This window comes from Streptomyces sp. NPDC020747 (assembly GCF_044334695.1).
In the GTDB taxonomy this organism is placed as follows: Bacteria; Actinomycetota; Actinomycetes; order Streptomycetales; family Streptomycetaceae; genus Streptomyces.
This window is the reverse complement of the sequence record NZ_JBIRTJ010000012.1, coordinates 131,777-157,760: the sequence shown is the minus strand read 5'-3', so window position 1 is coordinate 157,760 and position 25,984 is coordinate 131,777. Positions and strand designations below refer to the sequence as shown.

Here is a 25,984-nt window from a genome sequence, read left to right as displayed (position 1 = left end):
GCTCCTGACGGTCACGCGCGGATGAAGACGTTCTTGGTCTGCAGGAACTCGTACAGGCCCTCCTTGCCGCCCTCGCGGCCGTGCCCGCTCTGCTTGTAGCCGCCGAACGGCGCGCTCGCCGGCTGCCCGGACGCCCCGTTGACATGCACCGTGCCCGCCTGGAACCGGGGAACCAGACGCTGCACCCGCTGCACGTCCCGCGTGTAGAGCACCGCTCCGAGTCCGTACGGCGTGGAGTTCGCGAGCTCCACCGCCTCGTCCTCGGAGTCGAAGGGGATGACGCAGAGCACCGGTCCGAACACCTCGTGCCGGGCCACCTCGCTGCCCGGATCCACGTCGGCCAGGACGGTCGGCTCGACGAAGTAGCCGCCCTTGACCTGCGCCGGCAGGCTGCTCGGGGCGACGGCGTGGCCGCCGGCGACGATCCTGCCGCTGTCCGCCGCCTGGTCGATCACCCCGAGGATCCGGTCCCTGGCCGCCGGGCCGATCACCGGGCCGAGCGTCGTCGTCTGGGCGAAGGGGTCGCCGACGGTCACCGCGGCGGCGGCGGTCGCGGTGGCCCGCACGACCTCGTCGTAGACGTCCCGGTGGACCAGCAGGCGCGTACTGAGGTTGCAGCCCTGGCCGGCGAGGGTCATGCACGAGCGGACCGTGTCGGTGACGGCCGCGTCGAGGTCGGCGTCGGGGAACACCACGCTCGCGGTCTTGCCACCGAGTTCCAGCAGGACCGGCTTGAGGGTGTGGCGTGCCGCGTCGAGGATCTTCTGCGCGGTCGGAATGCCGCCGGTGAACGAGATCATGTCGACGTCCGGGTGTCGCACCAGGTGATCACCGGCCTCCGCGCCACCCGGCAGGATGTGCATGACGCCGGGCGGCAGCCCCGCCTCCAGGGCGATCTCGCCGAACCGCGCCACGGCGAACGGTGCCAGGTCGGGCGACTTGACCACCACACAGTTGCCCGCCGCGAGCGCCGGGGCGATCTTCATGCCGGTCGACATGACGGGACCGTTCCAGGTGAGGATGATGCCGACCACGCCGTACGGCTCGGGGACGGTGTAGCCGAGGCCCGGCACCATGACCGGGTTCGACGGGCTCGACAGGCCCTCGATCTTGTCGGCCCAGCCCGCGTAGTAGCCGAACCAGCCGGCGCACAGATGGGCGAGCGCCGACGACAGCGTCAGCGGCGCGCCGACCTCCAGGGTGGTGAGCCGGCCGAGGTCCGGGACGTGCTGGAGCATCAGCTCCTCGATCCGCTGGAGGATGCGCCGGCGCAGCGCCGGGGACATCGCCCGCCACTCGGGGTACGCGGCCCGCGCGGCGGCCACGGCCTCGTCGACCTCCTGCGGGCCGCTCAGCAGTACGGAGCCGTTGACCTGGCCCGTCGCGGGGTTGACGTGGTCCACCGCGCCGACGGAGGTCTTGTCGCGCCAGGTGCCGTCGATGAGGGGGCCGGTGACGCCGAGTTCGGCGGTCGTGGGCGAGGGAGTCGAGGTCGAGGTCGTGGTCATGTCGGAGCCGCCTTCGTCTCGTACGGGTTCTTGGGGCGGGTGCGCGGGGGAGCGTCGGGCACTCGGCGGGGGCGTGCCTCGGGACGACGAACACCTCGCGTGCTCGGCGGGCCGGGGAGCCGCTCGCTGTGCCGGACCGTGCCGTGCCGGGCCGGCGGTTCGGGCGTGGCGCCGCGATGGTTCGGGCACGGCGCGGGAGTGCTGTCAGAGCCGGGTGACCCAGCCGCCGTCGACGCTGATCGTCTGGCCGTTGATCCATTCACCGGCGGGCGAGGCCAGCAGGAGCAGCGTGCCGAGCAGGTCCTCGGCGGGCGCCTGCTTCTTGCCGGGGATCGCGGAGCCGAGCGCGGCGCGCGCGGGATGCTCGGCGGGCAGGCTCTTGAAACCGGGCTCGTTCTCGACGAGGCCCGGCGCGATCGCGTTGACGTTGATGCCCAGCGGGCCCAGCGAACGGGCAAGCCCCACCGTCACGTTGACCAGCGCCAGCTTGCTCGCCCCGTAGACGCCGCCGCCCATGAACGCCCCGGCCGAGACCTGGTTGATGATCCGTCCGCCGCCGCGCTCCACCATCGACGCCTTCACCGCGCTCGCGCAGACGATCGCGCCGAACACGTTGACCCGCATGACCCGGTCGAACCACTCGACCGGCAGGTCGAGGAGATCCCCCTGTGGGATGTCCGCCATCAGCGCCGCGTTGTTGACCAGGATGTCGATCCCGCCGAACGCCTCGCGGGCCCGCGCGGCCATGGCGGCGGCCGAGTCACGATCCGTGATGTCGACCGGCACACCCACCGCGTCCAGCCCGTCGGCGGCAAGGGACTTGGCGGCCCGGTCGGCGCCCTCGGCGTCGAGGTCGCCGAGCACGACCCGCGCCCCGGCCTCGGCGAGGGCCCGGGCGTAGACCTGGCCGATGGCTCCGGCGCCACCGGTGACGACGGCCACCTTGCCGTCGAGACGCATACGGTCGAGGGGTTTGCTCATGGGGACCTACCTTCTTTAGTGCGGGTCCTGCGTCGGTCGGGAGGGATGCCGGGACGGCTGTCGGGATGGATGCCGGTTCGGATGGCGGGACGGAAACTGGGACAGATACAGGTCGACGTCCGCGCCCAGAGCGCGGAGTTCGTCGGCGGCCTCGGGCGCGGTGAGCAGCAGGAACCGGTCCTCGCTGACGCCGTCGGCGACCAGCTCGCCCACCGACTCGGCGTCCACGACGGGGAACGCCGGCCCTTGCGGCGGCGCGGGCTCCCCGTAGAAGGCGATCTGCTCGACGATGTTCGTGGCGACCCCGGCCGGGCACAGACATGTGACCCCGACACCGCGCGGTCGCAGATAGAGGGCGAGTGCCTCGGACAGGCCGACGATCGCGTGCTTCGTCGCCGTGTACGGCAGCCGGTCGAAGCCGTAGGGCAACAGGCCCGCCGTGGACGCGGTGTTGACCACGTGCCCCGAGCCCTGTTCCAGGAGCAGCGGCAGGAACACCAGGTTGCTGCGCACCACGCCCAGCAGATTCACGTCGATCACGCGCTGCCAGGCGTCGAGCGGGATGTCCTCGACGGGACCGACGGCCAGGATCCCCACGTTGTTCATCACCAGGTCGACGCGTCCGAACCGGTCGAGGGCCAGATCCCGGACAGCCTGGAGATCCTCGACCCGGGTGACGTCGCAAGGGGCGGCGACAGCCGGGCCGCCGAGTTCGCCGGCCACGGCGCTCGCTCGCTCGGCGTCGAGATCGGTGACCACCACCCGCGTGCCGCGCCGCGCGAAGGCGTGCGCGGCGGCCCGTCCGATCCCGCTGCCCGCGCCGGTGACCACGGCGACGGCATCGTGCAGATCCACGCTCATCGAACGACCAATCCTTGGAAGGGACGTGTCCTTGGGGAGACTTGGGAGGTAGGTGACCTGGCGGGACCCGCCAGAACCGGGGAAGTCCCGTGACTACGGATGGAGTGGCAGGGCGGGTTCGTACGGCAGCGGCGTGTCGAGTGCGGCCAGCGTCGCCGCGGACACCGGGGCGGCGAGGAAGCCGACGACGCCGTCGAGGAGATCGCCCACGTGGACGGCGTACGGCAGCACCCGCTCGTCGCGGGCGCGGTTCTGCTCCCGCTCCGCCCCCATGTGCACGCTGAAGGCCGTCGCCTGGGCGATCCGGTGCGCCCGCAGTGGCTCGGGAACATCAGGGAGCAGCGCGCCCACCCGGTCACGGAAGCGCTGGGTGGGCGCAAGGAGCTCGGGGGAGAGGAGAGCCAGAACGTCCCGGCGGCCGTGCTGCTGCAGCTTCGCCACGAAACTCAGATAGCGGCTGTCCTCCCGCTCGCTCTGTTCGAGCGCCGGCACGAGATGACACTCCACCCAGGACCTGAGGTCGTTCGGGCACAGCTCGGCGACCAGTGCGTCACGCCGTGCGTTGAGATCCCGAAGCCGGTACTCGAAGATCGCCTGGACCAGACGTTCCTTCGAGCCGAAGTGATACTGCACCGCGGTGTTGTTGCCGTTCCCGGCCGCCGCGCTGATCTGTCGCAGGGACGCCCCGTCGAGCCCGCGCTCGGCGAACAGCCGCTCCGCGGCCAGGGCGATCTGTTCCTTGACGGACGACGACGTCACGACACACCACCCCTCGAAGAGGCAAGTTACGCAGAGGAGCGTTGCGCATTAAAGAGAATTATATTTCCGCTCAGCGGGAATCGAAGCATGGCCGCAACGGGAAGTCAACTGCCTTAAACGCGCGAGATGACCTCGTCCACCAATCCCCACGCCCGGGCCTCGCGCGCCGTCAACACCGTGCCCGACAGGGCGAGATAGGCGGTCCTGTGGCGACCGATCCGGCGCGGGAGCCCGGCCGTGCCGCCGGCGCCCGGGATCAGCCCCATGGCGACCTCGGGCAGCTGGATACGGGTGTCCGGGGCGGCCACGACCCGGCCGGCGAACGACGCGAGTTCGATGCCCGCGCCCACGCACGCGCCGTGCAGATGGGCGGTGACCCGGTCCGCGCAGCGCGCCAACAGGGCGGCCGGGCTGCGCTCGACGCGGATCCGGTGGGCGCGGGCGGGGTCGCGCGAGGTGCCGAACTCGGTGAGGTCTCCACCGCTGCAGAAGGCGGGACCGTTGCCCCGCAGGTCGACCCAGCTCACCGAGGGGTCGGCGTCGGCGACCGCCAGGGCCTCGCACAGGGCGTCCCTGGTCGCCGCGTCGACGGCGTTGCGCACCCAGGGGCGGTCGAGCGTGACGGTCAGCCGGTCGCCGTCGCGGTCCAGGCGCACCGGTCGCGCGGCGGGCCGGGCGGTGCCGCGCGGCGCGGTCGCGAGCCACTGCCGGAACACCGCGCCGCCTTGCAGCACGGAGTAGGCGAGCGACTCGGCGACGAGGCGCTCCGGCACGCTCAGGTGCCGCCCCAGGCGCAGGACCTGGACCAGCGCGAGCGCCGCGTCGGCGCGCGCCTCCACCAGCTCACACAGGCGGGATGCGGTCTTACGGTGGTCGGCGCAGGACACCCAGGGGCGCGGCGCGTCCGGTGAGCCGGTCAGGAGCACGTCGTACGCATCCGCCGAGACGTCGACGGGTCGTGCGGCGCAGCCGATGACGACGGAAGGCCGCGCGTCGAAGAGGGTGTCCCTCGCCGAACGGTCGTGGACGCGGTAGCGGGCGTGGTCGAGGTCGAGGTCGACGAGTTCACAGGGGGTCCCCATGCGGGCCGGTGCTCCGTTCGCCGTTCAGATCCACCGAACGGTCCTCCGCCAGGGTCTCCCGTTCGCGTCGGCGCGAGTGTAATTTGTCGAACGACTTCGCAGAAGGGTGGTTGCAGGATTGGAGAACGCTGCTCTTCGCGTACCTGGGGCTGACGCACCCGGGGCTGGCGTTGCCGGGCTCGACGTACCCGGGGAAGGAGGCGATCGCCCCGGCTGGGCCGGCGCCGGGGCGCGGCTCCTGGACGGTCCGCTGCGGCCCCTTGTCGGTGTCGCCCGTGAACTCGCCGCGCTCACCGGAGTTCCGGTCGACCTCGACACCGAGCTGTTCCTGCGGGCCCGGCTCGCGGGTTTCGCGCCGCCGGGGCGCACGTCGGCCGGTGGTTCCTGCCGGTTGCTGCGGGCCGCCGACGGCTGGGTGGCCGTCAACCTGGCACGACCCGACGACCACGCGTGCCTGCCCGCACTGCTCAACCTGCTCGGCGGTGCGCGGGAGTTGACGGACGCGGTCGCCGCGCGTCCGGCGGCGGAGACCGTCCGGCATGCCCAACTCCTGGGCGTGGCCGCCGCGGTCCTCGCGTCCGAGCGGCACCGCCGTGCGCCCGTCCACCGCGCACTGGTCGGGCCCGCGGGTGAGGCGCGGACGCCCGACGGCGTGCGCGTCGTGGACTTCTCGGCGCTGTGGGCAGGCCCGTTGTGCGCGCGCCTGCTCGGCCTCGCGGGCGCCGAGGTGCTGAAGGTGGAGAGCACGACACGGCCCGACGGCACGCGTCGCGGCAACCCCGCCTTCTACCGGCACCTGCACCACGGCCACCGCGCTGTCGTCCTTGACTTCGCCGACCCCGACGCCATGCGTGCCGCGGTGGCCGAGGCCGACGTCGTGATCGAGGCGTCCCGGCCGCGCGCCCTGCGCCGTGCCGGACTCGACGCGCGACGGTTCCTCGCCGCGAGGCCCGGCCGGGTGTGGGTGAGCATCACCGGATACGGGCGCGACGACGACCGGATCGCCTTCGGCGACGACGCGGCGGTGGCGGGCGGGCTCGTGGCACGGCCGTCCGGCGGCGGTACGGACCCCGCGTTCCTCGGCGACGCTCTCGCCGACCCCGTCACCGGGCTCTACGCGGCCCGAGCCGCCGTCCGCTCGCTGCGGGACGGGGGCGGGCACCTCGTGGACGTCGCCATGGCGGCGTGCGCGGCGGAACTCGCCGAGGCCGGGCGGTGCCTGAACTCTCCGGTGCCGGGCGGCTCGACGGGCCCGGGCGGCGACTGCCCGTGCTGATCAGGGATGTGGAGGTCGAGGCTCGGGGCCGGGTCGACGTACGGGTGGCGGCCGGGCGTGTGGTGGAGGTGGGCGGGCGGCTCGACGGGCGTACGGGGATCGACGGGCGGGGCGGGGCGCTGCTGCCGGGGCTGCACGATCACCATGTGCATCTTGCCGCACTGGCCGCCGAGTCGGCTTCGGTGCGGGTCGGGCCGATGGACGTGCCGGGTCCCGAGGGGCTGGCGAAGGCGCTCGGGGCCGGGGCACCGGGGGAGTGGGTGCGGGCCGTCGGCTATCACGAGAGCGTCGCGGGCACCCTGGACCGTGCGGTACTCGACGCTCTCGTCGCCGACCGGCCGGTGCGGGTGCAGCACCGCAGCGGCGAGCTGTGGGTGTGGAACGGGACCGCGTTGCGCGCCGCGGGCCTTGACGACACGGGGGACGGCAGGTTCTGGCGGTCGGACGAGCTCCTGCGCGCCCGGCTTCCGCCGACTCCCCTGGATCTGAAAGGAGTCGGGCGCCGGGCCGCCGCCCGTGGCGTCACCGGGTTCACCAACGCCGACCCCCACCCCGCCGCCGGCCTGCGCGCACTCCTGCGGTCCCTGCCCCAACGCCTCACCGTCCTGGGCCTGGACCGCGCCGCCCCCGTGAAGATCCGCCTGGACGACCTCACGCTGCCCACCCCCGACGACCTGGCGGCGAGCGTGATGCGGGCCCGGCCCCGCCCCGTCGCCGTCCACTGCGTCACCCGCGTCCAGCTCTTCGTGACCCTGCTCGCCCTCGACGAGGCGGGCAGCGTCCCCGGCGACCGCGTCGAGCACGGTGCCGTGATCCCCGCCGAAGCCCTGGACTGGCTGCGGCGGCTCGGCGTCACCGTGGTCACCCAGCCGCACTTTCCGGTGGAGCGGGCTGCCGCGTACGAGACGGACGTGGCCCCCGACGACCGGCCTCACCTGTACCGCTGCGGCACGCTCGCCGCGGCCGGGATCCCCGTGGCCGCCGGCACGGATGCCCCGTACGGGACGGCGGACCCCTGGGAGGTGATGCGCGCCGCCGCCGGGCGGCAGGGGCCCGAAGGCCTGACCCCGCGTGCCGCGCTCGGTCTCTTCCTGGGTGACGCGCTCGCCCCGGGCGGCCTGCCGCGCACGGTGGCGCCGGGCGCCGCGGCGGATCTGTGCCTGCTCCACGTACCCCTGCGGGAGGCGCTCGAAGGGCTGTCCGCGGATTGCGTACGGGCGGCGTTCGTGGGCGGCCGGGCGGTCTGACGCGTCAGACGCTTCAGCCATCGGGGCCATCGGGGCCATCGGGGCCATCGGGACCGTCGAGTTCATCGAGGTCGAGCCGTTCCCGCCGGTCCACCCGTGCCGCCGCGCGTGCGAAGGCGCACACGTGGCGCTCCATGCGGCGCCTGGCCCCCGCCTCGTCCCGCTCCCGGATCGCCTTGGTGACCCGCGCGTGGGCCCGGGCGGTGACCTGGCGGATGTCGCCGTCCAGGAAGTGCTCGATGTCCGTGGCCGAGTAGATCGAACTGGCCAGGGCGCTCATGAAGCCGATCAGCAGCTCGTTGCCCGACGCGCGGGCCACGGCCGTGTGCCACCGGACGTTGCCGCGCAGGAACCGCGGTACGTCTCCGGCGTCACCGGCCTCCACCAACTCCTGGTGGGCCGCGTCGAGTCGGGACAGGTCCTCCTCGGTACGGCGGGCGGCGGCGAGTGCGGCGCAGGCGGGTTCGACGGCCTCGCGTGTCTCGTGCAGTGCGTCGAGCCGGATGCGCTGGCCCCGGATCACCAACTCGACGGCACCGGCGAGGGATTCGTGGTCCGGGCGGTGCACGAACGCGCCGCCGCCCCGGCCCGGTCTGATCCGCAGCAGCTTCTCCACCTGAAGGATGCGCAGCGCCTCGCGAACCGTGGCGCGACTCAGCCCCGTCCGCTCCACCAACTCCCGCTCCGGAGGCAGCGCCGAGCCCTCGGCGAGCTCCCCGGAGAGGATGCGTTCCCGTATGTCGGCCGCCAGCACGTCCGCCGCCTTCGGGACGCTGAGCGCGGTGAAACGCGGCCCGGCGACGGGAGTTGCGCTGTTCTCGGGGGCCACGGGAATGCTCTCCATCCGGTCCGTCCAGGTGTCGCATGCGGGGTGGGGGCTCAGTAGCTCCTCGGCAGGCCGAGGGTGTGCGAGCCCAGGTAGTTGAGGATCATCTCCTGGCTGACCGGGGCGATCTTCAGCAGGCGGGCCTCCCGGAAGAACCGGGCGACGGCGTACTCCTCCGCGTACCCCATGCCGCCGTGGGTCTGCAGCGCCCGGTCGGCGGCGTCGAACCCGGCGTCCGCGCACAGGTACTTGGCGGTGTTCGCCTCGCGCCCGCACGGGCTGCCGTTGTCGTACAACCAAGTCGCCTTGCGCAGTATCAACTCGGCGGCGTCGAGCCGTGCGAGGGAGTCCGCGAGCGGGAACTGCAACCCCTGGTTCATGCCGATAGGCCGGCCGAAGACCTCCCGCTCGTTGCCGTACCGCACCGCTCGCTCCAGCGCGACCCGCCCGATCCCCAGCGCCTCGGCGGCGATCAGCATCCGCTCCGGATTGAGCCCGTCCAGGATGTACTTGAAGCCCTGACCCTCCTCGCCGACCCGGTCGGCGACGGGCACGCGCAGCCCGTCGATGAACAGTTCGTTGGAGGTCACGGCGTTGCGCCCCATCTTCGCTATGGGCCGGACGTCGATGTGCGCGCGGTCCAGGTCGGTGAGGAACAGCGTCATGCCGTCGGTCTTCTTCTTCACGTCGTCGGCACGTGTGGTGCGAGTGAGGAGCAGGATCTTCTCCGACTCCATGGCCTTGGAGATCCACACCTTGCGCCCGTCGACGACGTAGTGGTCGCCGTCGCGGCGCGCGAAGGTGGTGATCCGCGTGGTGTCCAGACCGGCGCCCGGCTCGGTGACACCGAAACACACGTGCAGATCGCCGGTGGCGATGCGCGGCAGGGTGCGCTGCTTGAGTTCCTGCGAGCCGTGCACGACCACCGGGTGCATGCCGAAGATGCTCAGATGGATGGCGCTCGCCGCGTTCATGCCGCCGCCCGACCGGGCGACCTCCTCAAGCAGGAGCGTGGCCTCGGTGATCCCGAGCCCGTGGCCGCCGAACTCCTCCGGAATCGTCAGCCCCAGCCAGCCACCGTCGGCGACGGCGGCGTAGAACTCGTCCGGGAACTCGTGCTGTTGGTCCTTGCGCATCCAGTAGTCGTCGTCGAAGTCACGGAGCAGCCCCGCGACTGCCTTGCGGATCGTCTCCTGGTCCTCGGTCAGCTGGAAGTCCACGTGCGGTACACCTCCGAGACGCCTGAGCGTCCTCGACGAGCCCGAAACATGCCAAAGGTCAGACCAAAATGTACAGTGCGGCGTCTGTTCTCGACAGAGGTCCGGCAGCAAGCCGACTCCCGCCCGGGGCACGCTTTCGTGCGTGGCCGGGGACGTGTGTGGCTGTGGGTGACCGGAGTCAGAGACTGGCCCACCCGCACGCCGCCGAGAACGACGTGATCGTGGAGGTCCACGCGGCCGGGTTCACCCTGGGCGAGCTGGACTGGCCCGCCACCTGGACCGACCGGGCCGGTCGTGACCGGACCCCGAGCGTGCCCGGCCACGAGCTGTCCGGCGTGGTCACCGAGCTCGGCTACGGCACCACCGGCCTGACGGTCGGGCAGCGCGTGTTCGGTCTGACCGACTGGAGCCGCAATGGCTCGCTGGCCCAGTACACGGCGGTCGAGGCCCGCAACCTCGCCCCGCTCCCGGCCGATGTCGACCACGTCACGGCCGCCGCGCTGCCGATCTCCGGGCTCACCGCCTGGCAGGCCCTGTTCGACCACGCCCACTTGATCACCGGGCAGAGCGTACTCATCCACGGCGCCGCGGGCGGCGTCGGCTCCATCGCCGTGCAGCTGGCCCGCGAGGCCCGGCGTGCGATGCCGAGCAGCCACAGCACCGCCTCCTCGTCATCGGCGGGCAGCTGCCGCCTTTTGCGCCAGGCCACCGCGTACACCTCGGCCACCGCGTCGTGCGCCGCCGCCTCACTCGCCCGGCGCAGGCAGCACGCCATCACCCGGCGGAAGGTCTGCCGGAACAACCGCTCCAGCCGTTCACTTCGTTCATCCGCGTTCATGCCCAGCAATGTCCACCACGCCCCGATGCCTTACGGCTCTTTGTCACCTACTGAGGATTCCGGGGTGTGGCCCGCTACACCGTGAGCCAGGCCGCCTGGTCCGGGGCCAGGCGGTTGTTCTCGACGGGACCACTGGTCAGCAGGACCGAGTTGTGTTCGGGCAACCGGTACGGCTCCGCCGAGAGGTTGACCACGCAGACGAAGCCGGGTACGCGGCGGAGGGCGAGGACGCCGTCGGGGGCGTCCAGCCAGGTCAGGTCGCCGTCACCGAGGGCCGGGTGCCGGCGGCGCAGCACGAGGGCGCTGCGGTAGAGCTCCAGCATGGAGGTCTCGTCACCGGTCTGGGCCTCCACCGTGCGCCGCGCCCAGTCGGCGGGCTGGGGCAGCCAGGGCGCGGCGGTGGCGTCCTCGGGGCTGAAGCCGTACGGCGCGGTCCGTCCTGACCAGGGGATCGGGACGCGGCAGCCGTCGCGGCCGCGATCGGTACGGCCGGAACGCTCCCAGACGGGATCCTGGAGGACCTCCTCGGGCAGGTCCTCGACCTCGGGCAGGCCGAGTTCCTCGCCCTGGTAGACGTAGGCGCCGCCGGGGAGGGCCAGCGTGAGCAGGGCGGCGGCGCGGGCACGCCGGGTTCCCAGCTCCAGGTCGGCGGGGCCCGCGGGGACGTAGGACTCGTTGGCCACCCATTTCCTGGCGGCCTTACGACCGTAGCGGCTGGCGTGGCGCATGACGTCGTGGTTGGACATGACCCAGGTGGCCGGGGCGCCGACCGTGCCGAGCATCGCCAAGGTGTCGTCGATGACGGCGCGCAGGTCCCTCGCGTTCCAGTCGGTCATCAGGTAGTCGAAGTTGAAGGCGGTGTGCAGGCCGTTCGGGCGGAGATAGGCGGCGAGCCGCTCGGGGGTGTCCGTCCACGCCTCGGCGACGAAGGCGCGGTCGCCGGGGTAGTCGTCGGCCACCTTGCGCCAGGCACGGTAGATGTCGTGGACCTCGTCGCGGTCCCAGAAGGGGTGTGCCTGACCGTGCCGCGCCTTCGCCAGGTCCGGCAGTTCGGGGTCCTTGACGAGGCCGTGCGCCACGTCGATACGGAAGCCGTCCACGCCGCGCTCGAACCAGAAGCGCAGGACGGACTCGAACTCCGCGTGCACATCCGGGTGTTGCCAGTTGAGGTCCGGCTGCTGGGGCGTGAAGAGGTGCAGGTACCACTCGCCGTCGGTCACCCGGGTCCAGGCCGGGCCGCCGAAGCGGGAGTCCCAGTCGTTGGGCGGCAGGGCGCCGTCGACGCCGCGGCCGGGGCGGAAGACGTACCGCTCGCGTTCGGGGCTTCCGGGACCAGCCGCCAACGCGGCCCGGAACCAGGCATGTTGGTCGGAGGAGTGGTTGGGGACGATGTCCGGGACGATACGGATCCCGTGCGCGTGTGCTTCCTCGATGAGCTGCTCGGCCTCGGTGACCGTGCCGAACAGCGGGTCGATCTCGCGGTAGTCGGCCACGTCGTAACCATGGTCGGCCATCGGGGACTTGTACCACGGGTTGATCCAGAGGGCGTCCACACCAAGGGACTTGAGGTACGGCAGCCGGGAGCGGATGCCGGCGATGTCTCCGACGCCGTCGCCGTTGCCGTCGGCGAAGCTGCGGACGTAGACCTGGTAGATGACGGCACTGCGCCACCAGGGGGCGGTGGTGGGGGACATGGGTGTCGCTCCTTGGTCCGGTTGTCGGTGTGCGCTCTTCAACGATGACGGCCGGTTCAAGACCCGTTGGAGCGTCTCGGCCGGGCGCCCACCAGAATGTGATGCCCCTGGCTGTCCGTGCGCGGTATGAGGCCGTAGTAGATCCGTGGCACGCCGTCGAGTGTCAGCGTCGCCTTGCCGTTGGCGACCGGGATCTGCCGGATCTGCCCGACCGCGTCCACCTGTCGTACGCCGGTCGCGTCGTGGTCCTGAACATCAGCCTGGGGCTGCTGCTCGCCGTACTCCTGAACCGGCGGTTCCGCGGAGCGACGTTCTTCCGCACCCTGTTCTTCTCCCCGGTCGTCGTCTCCGTGGTGGCGTGGACCCTGGTCTGGGGCTTACTGCTCCAGGACAACGGCGGTGTCAACGGCGTCCTCGACACGGTCGGCATCACGGGGGCCGAACTGGCTCCAGCACGGCGACACCGCGATGGTGTCGGTGATCATCACGCAGGTGATCCGCAGCGTCGGCGTCAACATGGTGCTCTTCCTGGCCGCCTTGCAGGGCGTGCCGTCGCACCTGTACGAAGCCGCCCGGATCGACGGCGCGGGGAGCCGAGTGATGTTCACCCGGATCACCCTGCCGCTCATCTCACCCACGGTGCTGCTGACCTCGATCATCACCATCGTCGGGGCGTTGCAGTCGTTCGCGCAGATCGCCGTACTGACCAGTGGCGGCCCGGAGTTGAGCGCCACGGTGCTCGTGTACTACGTCTTCCAGCAGGCCTTCGAGTTCAACCACATCGGCTACGGCTCCACGCCGGCGCTGATGCTGCTGTCCTTCGTCATGCTGCTGACCCTGCTGCAGTGGCAGCTGCGCCGGAAGTGGGTGTTCCATGAGCAGTAGGTCGAAATCCGTCCTGCGGCGAGTGTTCCTGGTGACGGCGCTCGGTGTACTGGCCATCCCGTTCGTCGTGCCGACCATCTGGATGGTGGCGGCCTCGGTGAAGCCGCTGCCCGAGATCTTCAAGTCCCCGCCGTCACTGTGGACCGCCGACCCCACGCTGTCCGCGTACACCGAGGCGTTCAGCTTCCGGCCTTTCGCCCGGCAGTACGCGCACAGCGTCTACATCGCCGTCCTGGTCACCCTGATCACGCTGCTGGTCTCCAGCCTCGCCTGGTACGCCTTCGCCCGGATCCGCTTTCCCGGCGCGAACGCCCTGTTCCTGGTGGTGCTGGCCGGCCTCCCGGTGCCCAGCGAGGTGACGATCGTGCCCTTGTTCCAGATGTTCAAGCGAGCCGGGACGATCAACACGCACTGGCCGCTGATCCTGGTCACCGCGCTGGCCGGACCCGGCGTCCTGGCCACCTTCATCATGCGGCGGTTCTTCATCGCCCTGCCTGCCGAGTTGGAGGAGGCGGGCCGGCTGGACGGCCTCGGCCGCCCCGCGCTCTGGTGGCGGATCTTCCTGCCGCTGGCCAAGCCGGCGCTGTCCGCGGTCGCGATCCTGACCTTCCTCACCTCGTGGAACCTCTACCTGGAACCCACCGTCTACCTCACCTCGCCTGAACTGTTCACGCTGCCGCAGGCACTCACCCGGTTCACCGACGCCTACGGGGGCGACATGTGGAACACCCGACTGACGGACGCCACCATGACCGTCCTGCCGGTCCTGGCCGTCTTCGTCGTCGCCCAGCGCCACTTCGTCGAGGGCCTGGCCCGCTCGGGCCTCAAGTGAGGCCGGGCACCAGGTCAGGACACCTCGTGCGGGCCCACCCATTCCCCGTATGAGTTCGTTCCCGGCAGCCCCGGAGGCAGACGCTTGGAGATCTACCGGCGGTCACCCGAGCCCGGCACAATCCCCGGTATGACGATCACCACGGCCGCGCCGCCCACGCGCAACACCCCCGTCGCCGTCGCCCTGGGCTTCCTCACGGGCGGTGTGATCGGGGCGTCCCTGGCTGCTTTCGTCGTCGGCTGTGTCATCGAGAGCGTGCCCTTGTGTGCCGCGGCTGTGGGACTGCCCGCGGCCTACGGCCTGTTCTCCTTCCTCGCCGGTGCGCCGAGGCGCGTTCGGGAGGCGGCGGTCGTGCCGCGCACCGCGCTCGCGATGGTCGAGAGTCGGGAGGCCGTCGGGGGAGAGGCGACGAGCGACGTGGCGGTGCGGTTCGATCTGACGGTCGCGCCGGACGACGTACCCGCGTACCGCGTCGCGTTCACGCAGAACGTCAACCTCGCGGACCTGCCCGACTACCGGCCGGGCGTCGTCGTGGTGGTCCAGTACCCGCCGGACCGGCCGTGGCGGGTGAGGATCGTGAAGCGGCCGACGCCGGAGTGGGAGGAGCGGGTGGCCGGCGCCCGCCTCGACCCGGCGCCGGGGCCGGTCCTGGTGAGCGAGCCCTCCGAGAGCTCTGCCGTCGGCTTTGTCAGGCTGCTCGGCCTGCTGCTCGCGGCGGCCGGTGTGGTCCTGCTGTTCCGCGCCGACCTGTACGACGAGGGCACCTCCGGCAAGCCGTCGGTCTCCCCGTCCTCCTCCGCCTCTTCGTCTTCGTCGACCACGGTGATGTCGTCGGCCTCCGGCACGGTCGCCCTCGGCCCCGGCCAGTCGTTCCTCGACAAGGGCGAGCTGCGCAAGGCCGTCGGCTCACTCGCCAGGGGCACGGACACACGCGCGGCGCTCACCGTCGTCGTACAGGATCGGCTGCTGTCGGTCGTGTACGCGCCCACCGGCTCGCAGGCCCCGACGTTCGACCCGGATTCCCTGCCGTACGACCGCTTCCCGGCCCTGGTCGAGGAGGCGAGGGCCGACCTGGGTGTCGGTTCCCCGCAGACCTGGCAGGTCACCGTCGAACGCCTCACCGGCTCGCTCACCATCCGGGTCGGCGTCACCGGTCCCGAAGGCAGGGCCTCGCTGGACGCGGACGTACAGGGCAAGGTGGTGCGGCGCACCCCGGCGCACTGACGGACGCCGGGGTGCGCCGCATCCCGCTCAAGAAATGGAAGACACATGGGGCTGCAGGGATATCTGGCGCTGTGGTGCGGAGCGTTCGGCGCCTTCGCGCTGGTCGGGTACGGCCTGTCGCTGGCCGGAGTGACCCGGGCCCAGCGGGCGGTCCGGGTCATGGGACGGATCGAGCGGGTGCGCGAGCCCAGGCACGGCAGCTCGCAGCACGACGGGATACCCGTGGTCGTCTCCTTCCAGGACCCGTCCACCGGGCAGGAGTTCACCGTGACGAACGACAGTGACCACGGGGAGAGGATCACGGTGGCCTGGACGGGCCGGGAGATCGGTGTGCGCTATCCGCGCGGGAGACCGCACGCCTACCGGTTCGTCGGTGACCTCTGGGCAGGCCGACGCGGGCTCGGGTGGCCGAACTTCGCGGTCTTCCTGATCTACGTCGGACTGGTGGTCTTCGCCGCGATCGACTGGGGCCGGCCGTGGGCCCTGATCGGCTTCGGCGTGCCCTGGACCGTGTCAGGCGTGTGCTACATGCCCCAGAACGCACGCGTGGTGAACCGCCGTATCGACGCGCTGACCTCCCAACCCCCTGTACGGGGCCGCGTCATCGCCGTACTCACGGACACCAGTACCGACGCCGACGGTGACACCTTTACCAGCCACACGCCGGTCATCACCTTCACCACCCACGAGGGCACCGCCGTCACCGCCTACTGCGCCGACGGGCTGCCCGACCCGACGAAGTCCCACGGCCGGGACCTCACGATCCACTACACGCCCGACGATCCGGCCGTCTTCACCCCGGACCTCGCGACAGAACACCGTTCACGCTCGCTCGACACCGCCTTCAGCGTCGTGGCGCTGCTCCTCGGAGTGGCGGCGGTCGTCGTCGGGGCGGTGCTGCTGCTGTGATGCCGGACGAGCGGTGTGCACGGGGGTACCTTCCCCGCATGGACCCACTCACGTTCGACCACGAGAACCCGCATGTGCGTGTGGACCGGGGTGAGTTCGAATCCGCGCGGGCGGTCCGGGTGCCGCGCAGCGACGAGCCGATGCTCCGCGTGTACTTCACAGACCTGGCCGTGCTCGCCGACCGACGGGTGGCCTGACCCGGCCGCACTTCGGCTGCGTCGAGCAGCTCGACGATCCGATCTACGCGAGCACGACGAACTCCGCCCACCTGCGCGCCACCCTTGAGATCCCGACCGCCGACGAGCCTCTCTACCGTGCCTACTTCACCAGGCTCGCCCAGCTGTCGGACCGCCCGATCGCGTCGTAGCTCCGAGGCCGGCCACGACACTGCCTTTTCCTCACCCCGGTCGGCCGCCGGGTGCACCCGGCCTGGGCGCCATCCGCCCAGGCCGGCGACCTGCCCGCGCCCTCGCTCCCGGCCCGATTCAGGACTGGTACGGCTGCTGCTGCGGCTGCCCGTACGGCTGCCCGCCCTGGCCACCCGCACCCTGAGCCTGCAGCTGCTCCGCCTGCTCCTTGGTCACCTTCTGCTCCGCACCGCAGAAGGTGCACTGCGTCTGGAACTTCGTCGAGAACGGGAACAGCGGCACGAAGAACAGCGTGAACTTCGTGACGCGCTTCCTGAGCGTGTGTGCGGAGGGATTACCACATTGCCCGCACACCAGCGTCAGTATCGCGAGCTGGTACAGATATCCCTTGGTACCAAAGATGATCATGCTGTCGATTCCTCCCGGGTCAACGCCCGCCGACAAACCGCCGACGAACAACGAGGCACGCTCACGCAGGACAGTCTCGTGCACGTCGATCTGTTCGGCGGAGGGCGTCCATATTTTCGCAGAGCAGAAGTGTCGCCTGCTGCGAGATTCCTCGCCTGCTGTCCGGAACCTGATCTTCGGACTGTGCGTCGTACTGGGCACGTCGTGCTCATGGATGTGGCGCGGGGACGGGGCCGGGGCAGATGGGTGGGGCGTGGGGGAGCAGGGGAACAGCCGTGTGGCGTCGGGGGCCAGGGGTGTGGCGGTCCGTCGGTGGTTGAGGGCCGTCGAATGGCGGCCGTGGGGCAAGGGTGCGGGAGGCCGGTCGCCCTGGGCGCGGGGGCGTGTTCTGGCGTCGCTCGCCGTGCTGACCGCCGGGCTGATGGCGTTCCACTCCGTCGTACCCAACGCGGTGGGCCGTCTCGGCAGCCTGCTGGAGACGTTTCTGCCCTGGCTCGGCCTGACCGTTCCCTTGCTGCTCGTCCTGGCGCTGCTGCGCCGCTCGGCCCTCGCCCTGGTGGCCCTGCTGCTGCCCGTGGCGGTCTGGGGGAACCTCTTCGGTGGGCTGGTGCCGGCCGACGAGGACAGCGGCGCGAGCGACATCACGGCTGTCCAGCACAACGTCAGTGACGAGAACAGCGACCCCGCGGGCACCGCGAGAGACCTGATCGAGGCCGCACCGGATGTGATCGCCCTGGAAGAGCTGACGCCCTCCGCACTGCCGGCCTACGAGTCGGCCCTGGCGTCGGACTATCCCCACCACGCGGTCGAGGGAACCGTCGGACTCTGGTCGAAGTACCCGCTGTCGGACGTCCGGCCGGTGGACATCAAACCGGAGGGGATCCCGGAGCGCTGGAACCGCGGCCTGCGAACCACGGCACGCACACCACAGGGCGACATCGCGGTGTACGTCGCCCACCTGCCCTCGGTCCGCATCCGATGGAACGGCCTGAGTTCCGGGTGGCGGGACGAGAGCGCCGGCCTGTTGGGGGACGCCATCGCCGCCGAGAAGCTGGCCAAGGTCATCCTGCTGGGCGACCTCAACAGCACGGTGGACGACCGCGGGCTGGACCCGGTCACCGGGGAGATGGACTCGGCAGGGCGCAACTTCGCCTTCAGCTGGCCCGCTGCCTTCCCTGTCGCCCGGATCGACCACGTCATGACCCGCTCGATGGCGGTCACCGGCATCCGCACCCTGCCCGCCACCGGCAGCGACCACCTCCCGGTCGCCGCCGGCATCAGGTTCGAGCCCTGAACCTGCCGCACGCAGGCGATCAGACAGCGAGCTGGACGGGCACCCGATGATCCGGCCGGCCGTCCTTGGCGAGCATCGAATGCTCCTCGGCCACCGCGCGATAGAGGGCGACACCCGAGACGCCTTGCGCGTCTTGGACGTCCCCGGCCGTCCACACCCGGCCGCCATGCGCGACCGACCGGCGGGAGAAGACGGCGATCGCGTCCTCCGCGTCCGCGACGTCCACCGCGGCAGCGACGGCGGACATGTACACACCCTGCCCGGTACTGATCGCCACCGAGGAGTCGAAGACCACGATGCCCACCTGAGGGCGTACCGCGATGTTGCGTGAGTGGGTGGCCTGCGGCGAGGAGACCCAGAAGAACTCGCGGTATCCCCGGTGGGCGAAGTACACCGGGGAACTCCACGGCATCCCCGCTCGGTCGGCGGTGGCGAGCACCATGTACCTGTTCGCATCGACGATGTTGCGTCCGACCTCGGCCGGTGATCCGCTGACTGTCATCTCAACGACTCCTGCGGTAGGTGAGTGTGAAGTCGTGCTCCCAGGTGGTCGAGTCGTCGTGCGAGGTCTCCCAGGTGCCACGGATGGTGGTGCCGTCGTCGCTGACGTGTCCGGTGAACCGCTGCCGGAAGTCGAGCGGTGAGAAGTCCGGCGCCTCGCGCAGCAGCCGCCACACCCCGTCGGCAAAGCTCATCGCGTACAGCCGGGCGACACCCCGTGAGTCGAAGTAGTGCTGTGTGTACGCGCCCGTCTCCGGGTCGGTCGCGACGATCGCCGTGCTGTCCGGGGCCTCGGCCAGTGAGATCTCGGTGCGCTGGACCAGGAACCGTCTGTCCAGGGTCCACTCGAACACACTGCGTGCGGAAGGCGGGTCAGGCTGGTCCAGGCCGGGAAACTCGGCCTCCACCACCCACTCGCCGACCAGAACGTCCAGCCTCTCCAAGGCTTCCTGCCGTGCCGATCCGTCCATGGTGAACATCTCCTCCTTGTCACTCGTCGACGCTCATCGGATGTAGGACGACCTCGGCGGGAGAAACTCATCGGTCCCGCGCCGAGCGATGCCGGTCCGTCGGGCACGGGATCAGCGGGATCATTCGACGAAGTCGGTGACCAGGGCCGCGAACTCGTCGGGCGTGGCGAGCCGGACACCGAGGGATTCGGCCTTGGCGCGCTTGGAGCCGGCGCCCTCACCGGCGACGACCATGGTGGTCTTCTTGGAGACGCTGGAGGAGGAGCGGCCACCTGCGCGTTCGATGAGTTCGTTCATCTGGTTGCGGCTGAGCTTCTCCAGCGGCCCGGTCATCGCACCGGTGACGACCACGGTCATCCCCGCGAGCGGACCGGCCGCCTCGCTCGAACCGCTCTCCTCGCCCTTCTCCTCGACGCTCGCCCCGCCGTTGTCCTCGCCGCTCTCGGCGGCCGGCTGTGGCGGGGTCGCGCCGGGCTCGGTCATGTTCACCCCGACCGCGGCGAGTTTGTCGATCAGCGGGGCCAGTTCGGCCAGTTCGGCGACGATCGACGGAGCCTTCTCCGTGCCGATGCCCTCCACCTGCTGCATGGCTTCGGCGTCGGCGGCGCGAATGTGGTCCATCGTGGCGAAGTACCGGGCGATACGGCGGGACATGGACCGGCCGGTGCCGCGGACCCCGAGCGCGCACAGCACCCGGGACAGCGGTCTCCCCTTCGCCGTGCCGAGCGCGGCGAGGAGGTTGTCGGTGCTGGTCTCGCCCATCCGCTCCAGGCTCAGCAACTGGTCGCGGGTGAGGGAGAACAGATCGGCGAGATCGGTGACCAGCCCCGCCTCGACGAGCTGCACGACGCGCGTGTGGCCCAGGCCCTCGATGTCGAGCTGGTCGCGGCCCGCCGCGTACGAGAGGGCGGCGACCAGGTGGCAGTTGCGGCCGTTCTCACAGCGCCAGCGCTGCTCGCTGGTGTCGATGCCGGCCCCGCAGCGCGGGCACACCTCGGGGAAGACGATGGTCTGTTCGGCACCGGTGCGCAGATGGGCGACGGGGGCCTCGATGCGGGGGATGACATCGCCGGCCCGGTGGACCATGACGTGGTCGCCCAGGCGCAGATCGCGGCGGGTGATGTCGGCCGGATTGTGCAGGGTGGCGTACGTGATGGTGGCGCCGTCGATCTCCACCGGCTCAAGCACCGCGCGCGGGGCGATGATGCCGGTGCGGCCGACGTTCCACTCCACCTCCAGCAGCCGGGTGATCTTCTCCACGGCGGGCAGCTTGTAGGCGATCGCCCAGCGCGGGGCGCGCGAACCGGAACCGGCGGCCCGCTGGTCGGCCGCCAGGTCCGCCTTGATGACGATGCCGTCGATCCCGAACGGCAACTCGGCCCGAAGCGCGGCGATCTCCCGCACCCGGTCCAGCACCTGCTCGGCCGTCTCCGCGGTGACGCCGGGCACGGCGGTCGTGGCGGTGGTGTTCACCCCGAGCCCGGCGGCCCGCACCATGAGGTCGCTGTGCGCGCTCTCGCCCAGCCGCTCCGCGAGCTCCGCCTCGGTGTCGGCGAGAGGCAGCAGGCCGTAGCCGAAGAACGTCATCGGGACCGTGTAGGCACGCTCCTTGGCCCGCAGAGTGCCCGCCGAGGCGCCGCGCGGGTTCGCGAACGGCTGCCCGCCGTGCTCGGTGCGCACCTCGTTGGCGTGCTCGAACTGGGCGGTGGTCATCAGTACTTCACCGCGCAGCTCCACGGTCACCGGCTCGGCCAGCTCCCGCGGCAGTCCCTCGATCGTGCCGATCGCGTGCGACACGTCCTCCCCGGCCGTCCCGTCGCCCCGAGTGATCAACCGGTCGAGACGCCCGCGCGTGTAGCGGGCCGCGATCGCCAGACCGTCCAGCTTCGGCTCGACACTGAACCGCTCAGCCTCGTGGCCGATACGCCGGGCCAGCGACGCCGTCCAGGCGGTGAAATCCTCGGCCGAGAACACGTTGTCCAAGCTGAGCATCGCCACCGTGTGCGGCACGTCCCCCTCCACCGCGCCTCCGGCGACCTTCCCACTCGGGGATTCGGGCAGCACCTCGTCGGGATGATCGGCCTCCCATGCCGTGATACCGCGCACCAACCGGTCGTAGGAGTCGTCGTCCAGCACCGAGGTGCCGCCCGCGTAGTAGGCGGCCGAAGCCTTCACGGCGTCCTCGACCGCCTGCGCGTAGGCGGCGGCATCCACGATCACTGCAACTGGTGTCGTCATGCCTGTCATCTTGCCTCCCACCACTGACAACGCCCCGGTGGCGACGTACCCGTCCATGCATTCAGCCGCCTCGGTGAGCCCGATGCGCGCGCTGGGCCCACGGTGCCACGGCCCGATCCGACTCGCGACGCCTCCCGGCTGGCACAATGACGGCGCATCAGCCCCGAGTCGCCGCCCGAAAGGCTCCGTCGTGCCGCAGCAGACCGACTCCGACTCCGGTTTCGCCGACCTCATGGAGCCGTACCGCCGCGAACTGCAGGTGCACTGCTACCGCATGACCGGCTCGTACGACGAAGCCGAGGACCTGGTCCAGGAGACGTTCCTGAAGGCCTGGCGGAACCGGGAGGCGTACGAGGGCCGGGCGAGCGTACGCACCTGGCTGTACCGCATCGCCACCAACACCTGCCTGGACCACCTGCGCCGCCACCAGCGCACCCCGCGTCCGTACGAGCGGCTGCCCGGCATGGAACACGGCAAGGGCGAGCCGCCGACACGTATCGAGTGGCTGCAGCCGTACCCCGACGAGCTGCTCGCCGACATCCCCGCCGAGGAGGCGGGCCCCGAGTCGCAGGCGTTGTCGCGGGAGACGGTCGAGCTGGTCTTCCTCGCCGCGCTGCAGCATCTGCCGCCGAGGCAGCGGGCGGTACTGATCCTGCGGGACGTGGTGGGTCTGCCGGCCACGGAGACCGCCGGCCTGCTGGAGCTGTCCACCGCCTCCGTCAACAGCGCCCTGCAGCGCGCCCGGCCCGCACTGCGCGAGCACCTCCCCGCGGGCCGCCGTACGGAATGGGCCCCGACGGCCGCGCCGACCCGCGAGGAGCGCGAGGTGGTCGAGCGCTACCGGGACGCGGCCGAGCGGCTCGATCTGTCCGCGATGGCGGAGCTGCTGGCCGCCGACGCCAAGCTCACCATGCCGCCGAACCCGTTCTGGTTCGCCGGACGCGACGCGATTCTCGCCTTCGTCGGCCAGACTCTCGACCCGGCCTCTCCGATGTACTTCGGCCGGTGGCGGCACCTGCCGACCTGGGCGAACGGGCTGCCGGCGATGGGCGGTTACGTCCAGCGGCCGGGGACGACCGTCTACCGCGCCCAGACCCTGGACGTCCTGCGTATCGAGGACGGCCGCATCGCGGAGATCACCACGTTCGAGCCGCACCTGTTGCCGGCTTTCGGGCTGCCGCTGAAAATTTCCGACCAGGAGCGATGACTGACGCGCTCGCCGTGCGTCTGTATGGCCGACATCTTCGGATCACGACAGCTGCGGACCAGGAGCCATCATGCTGCTGCAGGACAAGAACGCGATCATCTACGGCGCCGGCGGGAACATCGGCGGCGCCGTAGCCCGCACCTTCGCCCGCGAGGGCGCCCGCGTCTTCCTCGCCGGGCGGACGGCCGCCACGCTGGAGGCGGTGGCCAAGGACATCGAGGCGGCGGGCGGCCGGGCACACGTGGCCGTGGTCGACGCACTCGACGAGCGGTCGGTGGAGGAGCACGCCGACACCGTGCTGGCGGAGGTGGGCTCGGTCGACATCTCGTTCAACCTCATCACCCGCAACGACGTGCAGGGCACGCCCGTGGTGGACATGTCGGTGGCCGACTACACCGCCCCGGTGACCACCGGCGTCACCACCAACTTCGTCACCGCCCGGGCCGCCGGCCGCCGCATGGCGGAGCAGGGCTCCGGCGTGATCCTCGCCCTCAACAGCGGCTCCGCGCACGCCAGTCCGATGATGGGCGGTACGTGCCCCGCGGACGCGGCGATCGACACGCTGATCCGCGCGCTGGCACAGGAGCTCGGACCGAAGGGCGTACGGGCGCTCGGGCTGTGGGTGGCCGGAGTACCGGAGACCCTGACACCGGAGAAGCTGGGCGCCGTGAACCCGGCGATGGCGAGCCCCGAGGCACTGCGGGGCATCCTCGACACGCTGGACGGCCTGCGCATGCTTCCCGCGTCACCGCGGCTTCAGGAGGTCGCGGAACTGGCCGCGTTCCTCGCCTCGGGGCGGGCCGGGGCGGTCACCGGGACGTGGGTGAACGGGACGGCGATGTTCACGAGCTGAGGCGTCCGGCGCATGAGGAAGCCCCCACCGGCCGCGCGCCGCGCCCACACGAGAGCCCCGGCCGGGCGCCCTCGCCTTACGCCTCCTCAGCCGGGCTCCCCGGCCGCGCCACATAGCGGCTGCGCATAGCATCGCTCGCCGCGGGCCCCGCCGCGAAGACATAGTCGTCGCTGTCGTCGAGCCGACGGCCGGTCCTCGCGTCGACCACGACGGGCTCGACCTCCTGGCCGCTGTGCGCGTCGACGAGGATCATGCTGCGCTCCGCCTCCGGGAGACGGGAGTTGCCCCACGCGGCCAGGGTGACGATCACCGGTCGCAGGGAGTGCCCGAGTTCGGTGAGCACGTACTCGTGGCGGACGGGGTTGGTCTGATAGGGACGACGCTCCAGCAGCCCGTCCTCCACGAGGGTCTTGAGCCGGGTGGTGAGCATGCTGGAGGAGATGCCGAGGTTCTCCTGGAACTGGTCGAAACGGCTGTAGCCGTCGAAGGCGTCGTGGAGGATCAGCAAGGTCCACCACTCGCCGACGTGCTGCACCGTCGTGGACAGCGGGCACTCCCGGTCCTCCAGCCTGATCCGGCTTGCCACGGCGACCGTCCCTTCAGTTACTGCTAAAGTCGAAGTTAGTAGCTTCTATTTTAGCAGTTGAACCGGGGGCGGCGGCGCACCATGCCGGCCCCCGGATCTCGCATGCCCCCACCTGGAAATGGAACACCGTGACCACACCCCTCAGTGAATCCCTCGAAGACCGCCGCGCCCTGGTCACCGGCGGCACGAAAGGCACCGGAGCCGCCATCGCCCGACGCCTCGCCCAGGCCGGTGCGACTGTGCTCGTCACCGCCCGCAGCCGCCCCGACGACGTCGAGGAGAAGACCTTCGTCGGAGCCGACCTGTCCACCGCCGAAGGCGCCGCCCACGTGGCTGCGGAGGTGGACGCCCGTCTGGGAGGTGTCGACATCCTCGTCAACACCCTCGGCGGATCCGAGGCGCCGGCCGGTGGCTTCGCGGCTCTCGGCGAGGACGACTGGACCAGGGAGCTGAACACGAACCTGCTGGCCGCCGTCCGTCTGGACCGTGCTCTCCTGCCGCACATGATCGCCGGCGGCAAGGGTGCGATCGTGCACGTGACCTCGATCCAGCGCCGCATGCCGCTGTGGAACGGAACCCTGGCCTACGCCGCCGCCAAGGCCGCCCTGACCACCTACAGCAAGGGCCTGGCCAACGAGGTCGCCCCGCAGGGCGTCCGCGTCAACTCCGTCTCGCCCGGCTTCGTCCAGACGTCGGCCGCCGACGACCTCGTCGCCCGGATCGCCCACGAGGCGGGCATCACCGAGGAAGCGGCGCTGGGCCGGCTCATGGACTCCCTCGGCGGCATCCCGCTCGGACGCCCCAACCGGCCCGAGGAAGTCGCCGAACTCGTCGCCTTCCTCGTCTCCGACCGTGCCTCGGCCATCGTCGGCGCCGAGCACGTCATCGACGGCGGAACCACCCCGACCGTCTGACCCCGGCACCACCGTTCACCCCCCTCCACGAGGAGCGTCATGCACGACACCGAGCCCCGGACCATCGCCCTGGATGCCCTGCCTGAGGCGATCACCCGCTATCTGACGGCGCACCGCGACCACGACACCGCGACTGCGGTCACGGCGTTCACCGTCGACGCCACGGTGGTCGACGACGGCCGCACCTACGAGGGCACGGCGGCGATCGAGGGGTGGCTGGGTCGGGCCGCCACCGAGTTCACCTACACCGTCGAGCTCACCGACGCCCAGCAGACCGACGCGGACCACTACATCGCCACCCAGCACCTCGAAGGCGACTTCCCCGGCGGCACCGTAGATCTGCACTACCGGTTCACGCTCCGCGAGGGCCTCGTCGAACGCCTCGTCATCGAACCCTGAGACCGCACACCCGCCGTGTGCCATCCGTGGTCGGCCGAGCGGCCATTGCGGCGCTCGCGTCAGTCCTTGGGTTGGTGTCCCGTCGCGATGAGTGCCTCGCCGAGGAGGCGAACGGCCTTCGGGCCGACCCCGTGCATGGCCAGCAGCTCGGCCTCGCTCATTTCGGCGACCTGGGAGAGCGTGGTGATGCCGACGGCGGCGAGCGCCCGGGTGGCGGGACTTCCGATGGCCCTGGGCAGGTCGCCGACCTCACCGGCAGCCGCCGTGTCCGCAGCTTCGGCCTGCACCGCCAGTCGCTTCGGTGCGTGCGCGAGCCAGGCGCGACATACCCAGTGGTTGAGCTGCTGACCGTTGATGTCACCGATCGGAAGGCGTACGCCGATGGGCGTCTCACCGCGGGTCAGCCGCTCGGCGGTCGGGTGCGCGGCAAGGACCTCGTCCGCGTCCGCCACGGGGAGGTGAAGCCGCACGTGGTCGTCCTCGTCCATCGAGGCGAACCGCTTGTCGCGCACGGTGAACGACTTCGTGCCGGGGCCGATGTCTCGCTCCGCCGTCTCGGGGAGCGAGAGCGCCGTCCTGCGCAACTGGGCGAGGCTGGTCATGG

The 25,984-nt window shown here is 71.1% G+C and carries 28 protein-coding genes; 13 read left to right on the top strand and 15 right to left on the bottom strand.

Features of this window, described 5'->3' with window-relative positions:
- Positions 1 to 11 precede the first annotated feature (11 nt).
- From ACH4YP_RS29525 to ACH4YP_RS29505, 5 genes are all read right to left on the bottom strand, one after another.
- Positions 12 to 1,508, bottom strand: coding sequence for an aldehyde dehydrogenase family protein (locus ACH4YP_RS29525; RefSeq protein WP_398493576.1), 1,497 nt, complete (start codon positions 1,506 to 1,508; stop codon positions 12 to 14).
- A gap of 204 nt (positions 1,509 to 1,712) precedes the next feature.
- Complete coding sequence (locus tag ACH4YP_RS29520; protein ID WP_361061055.1) at positions 1,713 to 2,489, bottom strand: SDR family oxidoreductase; 777 nt, start codon at positions 2,487 to 2,489, stop codon at positions 1,713 to 1,715.
- Between the two features lie 15 nt (positions 2,490 to 2,504).
- Positions 2,505 to 3,350 carry an SDR family oxidoreductase gene (locus tag ACH4YP_RS29515; RefSeq protein ID WP_361061057.1) on the bottom strand — a complete coding sequence of 282 codons (846 nt, stop codon included), beginning with the start codon at positions 3,348 to 3,350 and terminating at the stop codon, positions 2,505 to 2,507.
- Between the two features lie 93 nt (positions 3,351 to 3,443).
- Positions 3,444 to 4,109: a TetR/AcrR family transcriptional regulator gene (locus ACH4YP_RS29510; protein ID WP_398493573.1), complete on the bottom strand. Its 666-nt coding sequence runs from the start codon at positions 4,107 to 4,109 to the stop codon at positions 3,444 to 3,446.
- 113 nt (positions 4,110 to 4,222) lie between these two features.
- Entirely contained in the window at positions 4,223 to 5,191 is a 969-nt protein-coding gene (locus tag ACH4YP_RS29505; RefSeq protein ID WP_398493572.1) for an enoyl-CoA hydratase/isomerase family protein, read from the bottom strand.
- A 118-nt stretch (positions 5,192 to 5,309) separates the two neighbouring features.
- On the opposite strand from ACH4YP_RS29505, the gene ACH4YP_RS29500 reads away from it, so the two are divergent.
- Both ACH4YP_RS29500 and ACH4YP_RS29495 read left to right on the top strand, forming a co-directional pair.
- Positions 5,310 to 6,467, top strand: coding sequence for a CoA transferase (locus ACH4YP_RS29500; RefSeq protein ID WP_361061063.1), 1,158 nt, complete (start codon positions 5,310 to 5,312; stop codon positions 6,465 to 6,467).
- Positions 6,407 to 7,714, top strand: coding sequence for an amidohydrolase family protein (locus tag ACH4YP_RS29495; protein WP_398493570.1), 1,308 nt, complete (start codon positions 6,407 to 6,409; stop codon positions 7,712 to 7,714). Before ACH4YP_RS29500 ends, ACH4YP_RS29495 begins: the two co-directional genes overlap by 61 nt.
- A gap of 13 nt (positions 7,715 to 7,727) precedes the next feature.
- On the opposite strand, the gene ACH4YP_RS29490 is transcribed toward ACH4YP_RS29495, so the two are convergent.
- Complete coding sequence (locus ACH4YP_RS29490) at positions 7,728 to 8,558, bottom strand: FadR/GntR family transcriptional regulator (protein ID WP_398493568.1); 831 nt, start codon at positions 8,556 to 8,558, stop codon at positions 7,728 to 7,730.
- Positions 8,559 to 8,593: 35 nt separating this feature from the next.
- Positions 8,594 to 9,760 carry an acyl-CoA dehydrogenase family protein gene (locus ACH4YP_RS29485; protein WP_361061069.1) on the bottom strand — a complete coding sequence of 389 codons (1,167 nt, stop codon included), beginning with the start codon at positions 9,758 to 9,760 and terminating at the stop codon, positions 8,594 to 8,596.
- Between the two features lie 158 nt (positions 9,761 to 9,918).
- On the opposite strand from ACH4YP_RS29485, the gene ACH4YP_RS29480 reads away from it, so the two are divergent.
- On the top strand, positions 9,919 to 10,683 hold the full coding sequence (locus tag ACH4YP_RS29480) for an NADP-dependent oxidoreductase (protein ID WP_398493566.1): 765 nt from the start codon (positions 9,919 to 9,921) through the stop codon (positions 10,681 to 10,683).
- On the opposite strand, the gene ACH4YP_RS29475 is transcribed toward ACH4YP_RS29480, so the two are convergent.
- A complete protein-coding gene (locus ACH4YP_RS29475) occupies positions 10,673 to 12,292 on the bottom strand; it encodes a glycoside hydrolase family 13 protein (protein ID WP_398493564.1) in 1,620 nt (539 codons plus the stop codon). The genes ACH4YP_RS29480 and ACH4YP_RS29475 overlap by 11 nt on opposite strands.
- Positions 12,293 to 12,348: 56 nt before the next feature.
- Positions 12,349 to 12,513 (bottom strand): hypothetical protein, encoded by a 165-nt coding sequence (locus tag ACH4YP_RS29470; protein WP_398493562.1) that lies wholly within the window; start codon positions 12,511 to 12,513, stop codon positions 12,349 to 12,351.
- A gap of 178 nt (positions 12,514 to 12,691) precedes the next feature.
- Between ACH4YP_RS29470 and ACH4YP_RS29465 the strand changes: the two genes are divergently transcribed.
- The 5 genes from ACH4YP_RS29465 to ACH4YP_RS29445 all read left to right on the top strand — a co-directional run bounded on the left by ACH4YP_RS29465 (position 12,692) and on the right by ACH4YP_RS29445 (position 16,339).
- Positions 12,692 to 13,177, top strand: coding sequence for a carbohydrate ABC transporter permease (locus ACH4YP_RS29465; protein ID WP_398493560.1), 486 nt, complete (start codon positions 12,692 to 12,694; stop codon positions 13,175 to 13,177).
- Positions 13,167 to 14,009 (top strand): carbohydrate ABC transporter permease, encoded by an 843-nt coding sequence (locus ACH4YP_RS29460; protein WP_398493558.1) that lies wholly within the window; start codon positions 13,167 to 13,169, stop codon positions 14,007 to 14,009. Before ACH4YP_RS29465 ends, ACH4YP_RS29460 begins: the two co-directional genes overlap by 11 nt.
- Positions 14,010 to 14,138: 129 nt before the next feature.
- On the top strand, positions 14,139 to 15,233 hold the full coding sequence (locus ACH4YP_RS29455; protein WP_398493556.1) for a hypothetical protein: 1,095 nt from the start codon (positions 14,139 to 14,141) through the stop codon (positions 15,231 to 15,233).
- 45 nt (positions 15,234 to 15,278) lie between these two features.
- Positions 15,279 to 16,142, top strand: a complete 864-nt coding sequence (locus ACH4YP_RS29450) for a DUF3592 domain-containing protein (RefSeq protein ID WP_398493554.1) — start codon at positions 15,279 to 15,281, stop codon at positions 16,140 to 16,142.
- 38 nt (positions 16,143 to 16,180) lie between these two features.
- Positions 16,181 to 16,339, top strand: coding sequence for a hypothetical protein (locus tag ACH4YP_RS29445; protein WP_361061082.1), 159 nt, complete (start codon positions 16,181 to 16,183; stop codon positions 16,337 to 16,339).
- Between the two features lie 288 nt (positions 16,340 to 16,627).
- Here the strand turns inward: ACH4YP_RS29445 and ACH4YP_RS29440 are convergent, their stop codons facing one another.
- Positions 16,628 to 16,918, bottom strand: a complete 291-nt coding sequence (locus tag ACH4YP_RS29440; protein ID WP_361061128.1) for a zinc-ribbon domain-containing protein — start codon at positions 16,916 to 16,918, stop codon at positions 16,628 to 16,630.
- A gap of 421 nt (positions 16,919 to 17,339) precedes the next feature.
- On the opposite strand from ACH4YP_RS29440, the gene ACH4YP_RS29435 reads away from it, so the two are divergent.
- A complete protein-coding gene (locus ACH4YP_RS29435) occupies positions 17,340 to 18,212 on the top strand; it encodes an endonuclease/exonuclease/phosphatase family protein (RefSeq protein ID WP_398493820.1) in 873 nt (290 codons plus the stop codon).
- A 19-nt stretch (positions 18,213 to 18,231) separates the two neighbouring features.
- Here the strand turns inward: ACH4YP_RS29435 and ACH4YP_RS29430 are convergent, their stop codons facing one another.
- The 3 genes from ACH4YP_RS29430 to ligA all read right to left on the bottom strand — a co-directional run bounded on the left by ACH4YP_RS29430 (position 18,232) and on the right by ligA (position 21,421).
- Positions 18,232 to 18,714, bottom strand: coding sequence for a pyridoxamine 5'-phosphate oxidase family protein (locus tag ACH4YP_RS29430; protein ID WP_361061086.1), 483 nt, complete (start codon positions 18,712 to 18,714; stop codon positions 18,232 to 18,234).
- A 1-nt stretch (position 18,715) separates the two neighbouring features.
- On the bottom strand, positions 18,716 to 19,183 hold the full coding sequence (locus ACH4YP_RS29425; protein WP_398493552.1) for a hypothetical protein: 468 nt from the start codon (positions 19,181 to 19,183) through the stop codon (positions 18,716 to 18,718).
- A gap of 120 nt (positions 19,184 to 19,303) precedes the next feature.
- The gene (gene ligA / locus ACH4YP_RS29420) at positions 19,304 to 21,421 is read right to left on the bottom strand and encodes an NAD-dependent DNA ligase LigA (protein ID WP_398493550.1); all 2,118 of its coding nucleotides are present in this window, start codon (positions 21,419 to 21,421) and stop codon (positions 19,304 to 19,306) included.
- Positions 21,422 to 21,503: 82 nt separating this feature from the next.
- Here ligA and ACH4YP_RS29415 point away from each other — a divergent pair, with 82 nt between their 5' ends.
- Both ACH4YP_RS29415 and ACH4YP_RS29410 read left to right on the top strand, forming a co-directional pair.
- Positions 21,504 to 22,628, top strand: coding sequence for a sigma-70 family RNA polymerase sigma factor (locus ACH4YP_RS29415; protein ID WP_398493819.1), 1,125 nt, complete (start codon positions 21,504 to 21,506; stop codon positions 22,626 to 22,628).
- A 70-nt stretch (positions 22,629 to 22,698) separates the two neighbouring features.
- A complete protein-coding gene (locus ACH4YP_RS29410) occupies positions 22,699 to 23,481 on the top strand; it encodes an SDR family NAD(P)-dependent oxidoreductase (RefSeq protein ID WP_398493548.1) in 783 nt (260 codons plus the stop codon).
- Between the two features lie 76 nt (positions 23,482 to 23,557).
- On the opposite strand, the gene ACH4YP_RS29405 is transcribed toward ACH4YP_RS29410, so the two are convergent.
- Entirely contained in the window at positions 23,558 to 24,067 is a 510-nt protein-coding gene (locus ACH4YP_RS29405) for a helix-turn-helix domain-containing protein (protein WP_361061096.1), read from the bottom strand.
- A gap of 128 nt (positions 24,068 to 24,195) precedes the next feature.
- Between ACH4YP_RS29405 and ACH4YP_RS29400 the strand changes: the two genes are divergently transcribed.
- Both ACH4YP_RS29400 and ACH4YP_RS29395 read left to right on the top strand, forming a co-directional pair.
- Positions 24,196 to 24,981, top strand: coding sequence for an SDR family oxidoreductase (locus tag ACH4YP_RS29400; protein ID WP_398493546.1), 786 nt, complete (start codon positions 24,196 to 24,198; stop codon positions 24,979 to 24,981).
- A gap of 39 nt (positions 24,982 to 25,020) precedes the next feature.
- Entirely contained in the window at positions 25,021 to 25,380 is a 360-nt protein-coding gene (locus ACH4YP_RS29395; protein ID WP_361061100.1) for a nuclear transport factor 2 family protein, read from the top strand.
- 59 nt (positions 25,381 to 25,439) lie between these two features.
- Here ACH4YP_RS29395 and ACH4YP_RS29390 read toward each other — a convergent pair whose 3' ends face one another.
- Positions 25,440 to 25,982: a hypothetical protein gene (locus tag ACH4YP_RS29390; RefSeq protein WP_398493544.1), complete on the bottom strand. Its 543-nt coding sequence runs from the start codon at positions 25,980 to 25,982 to the stop codon at positions 25,440 to 25,442.
- Between the last annotated feature and the right edge of the window lie 2 nt (positions 25,983 to 25,984).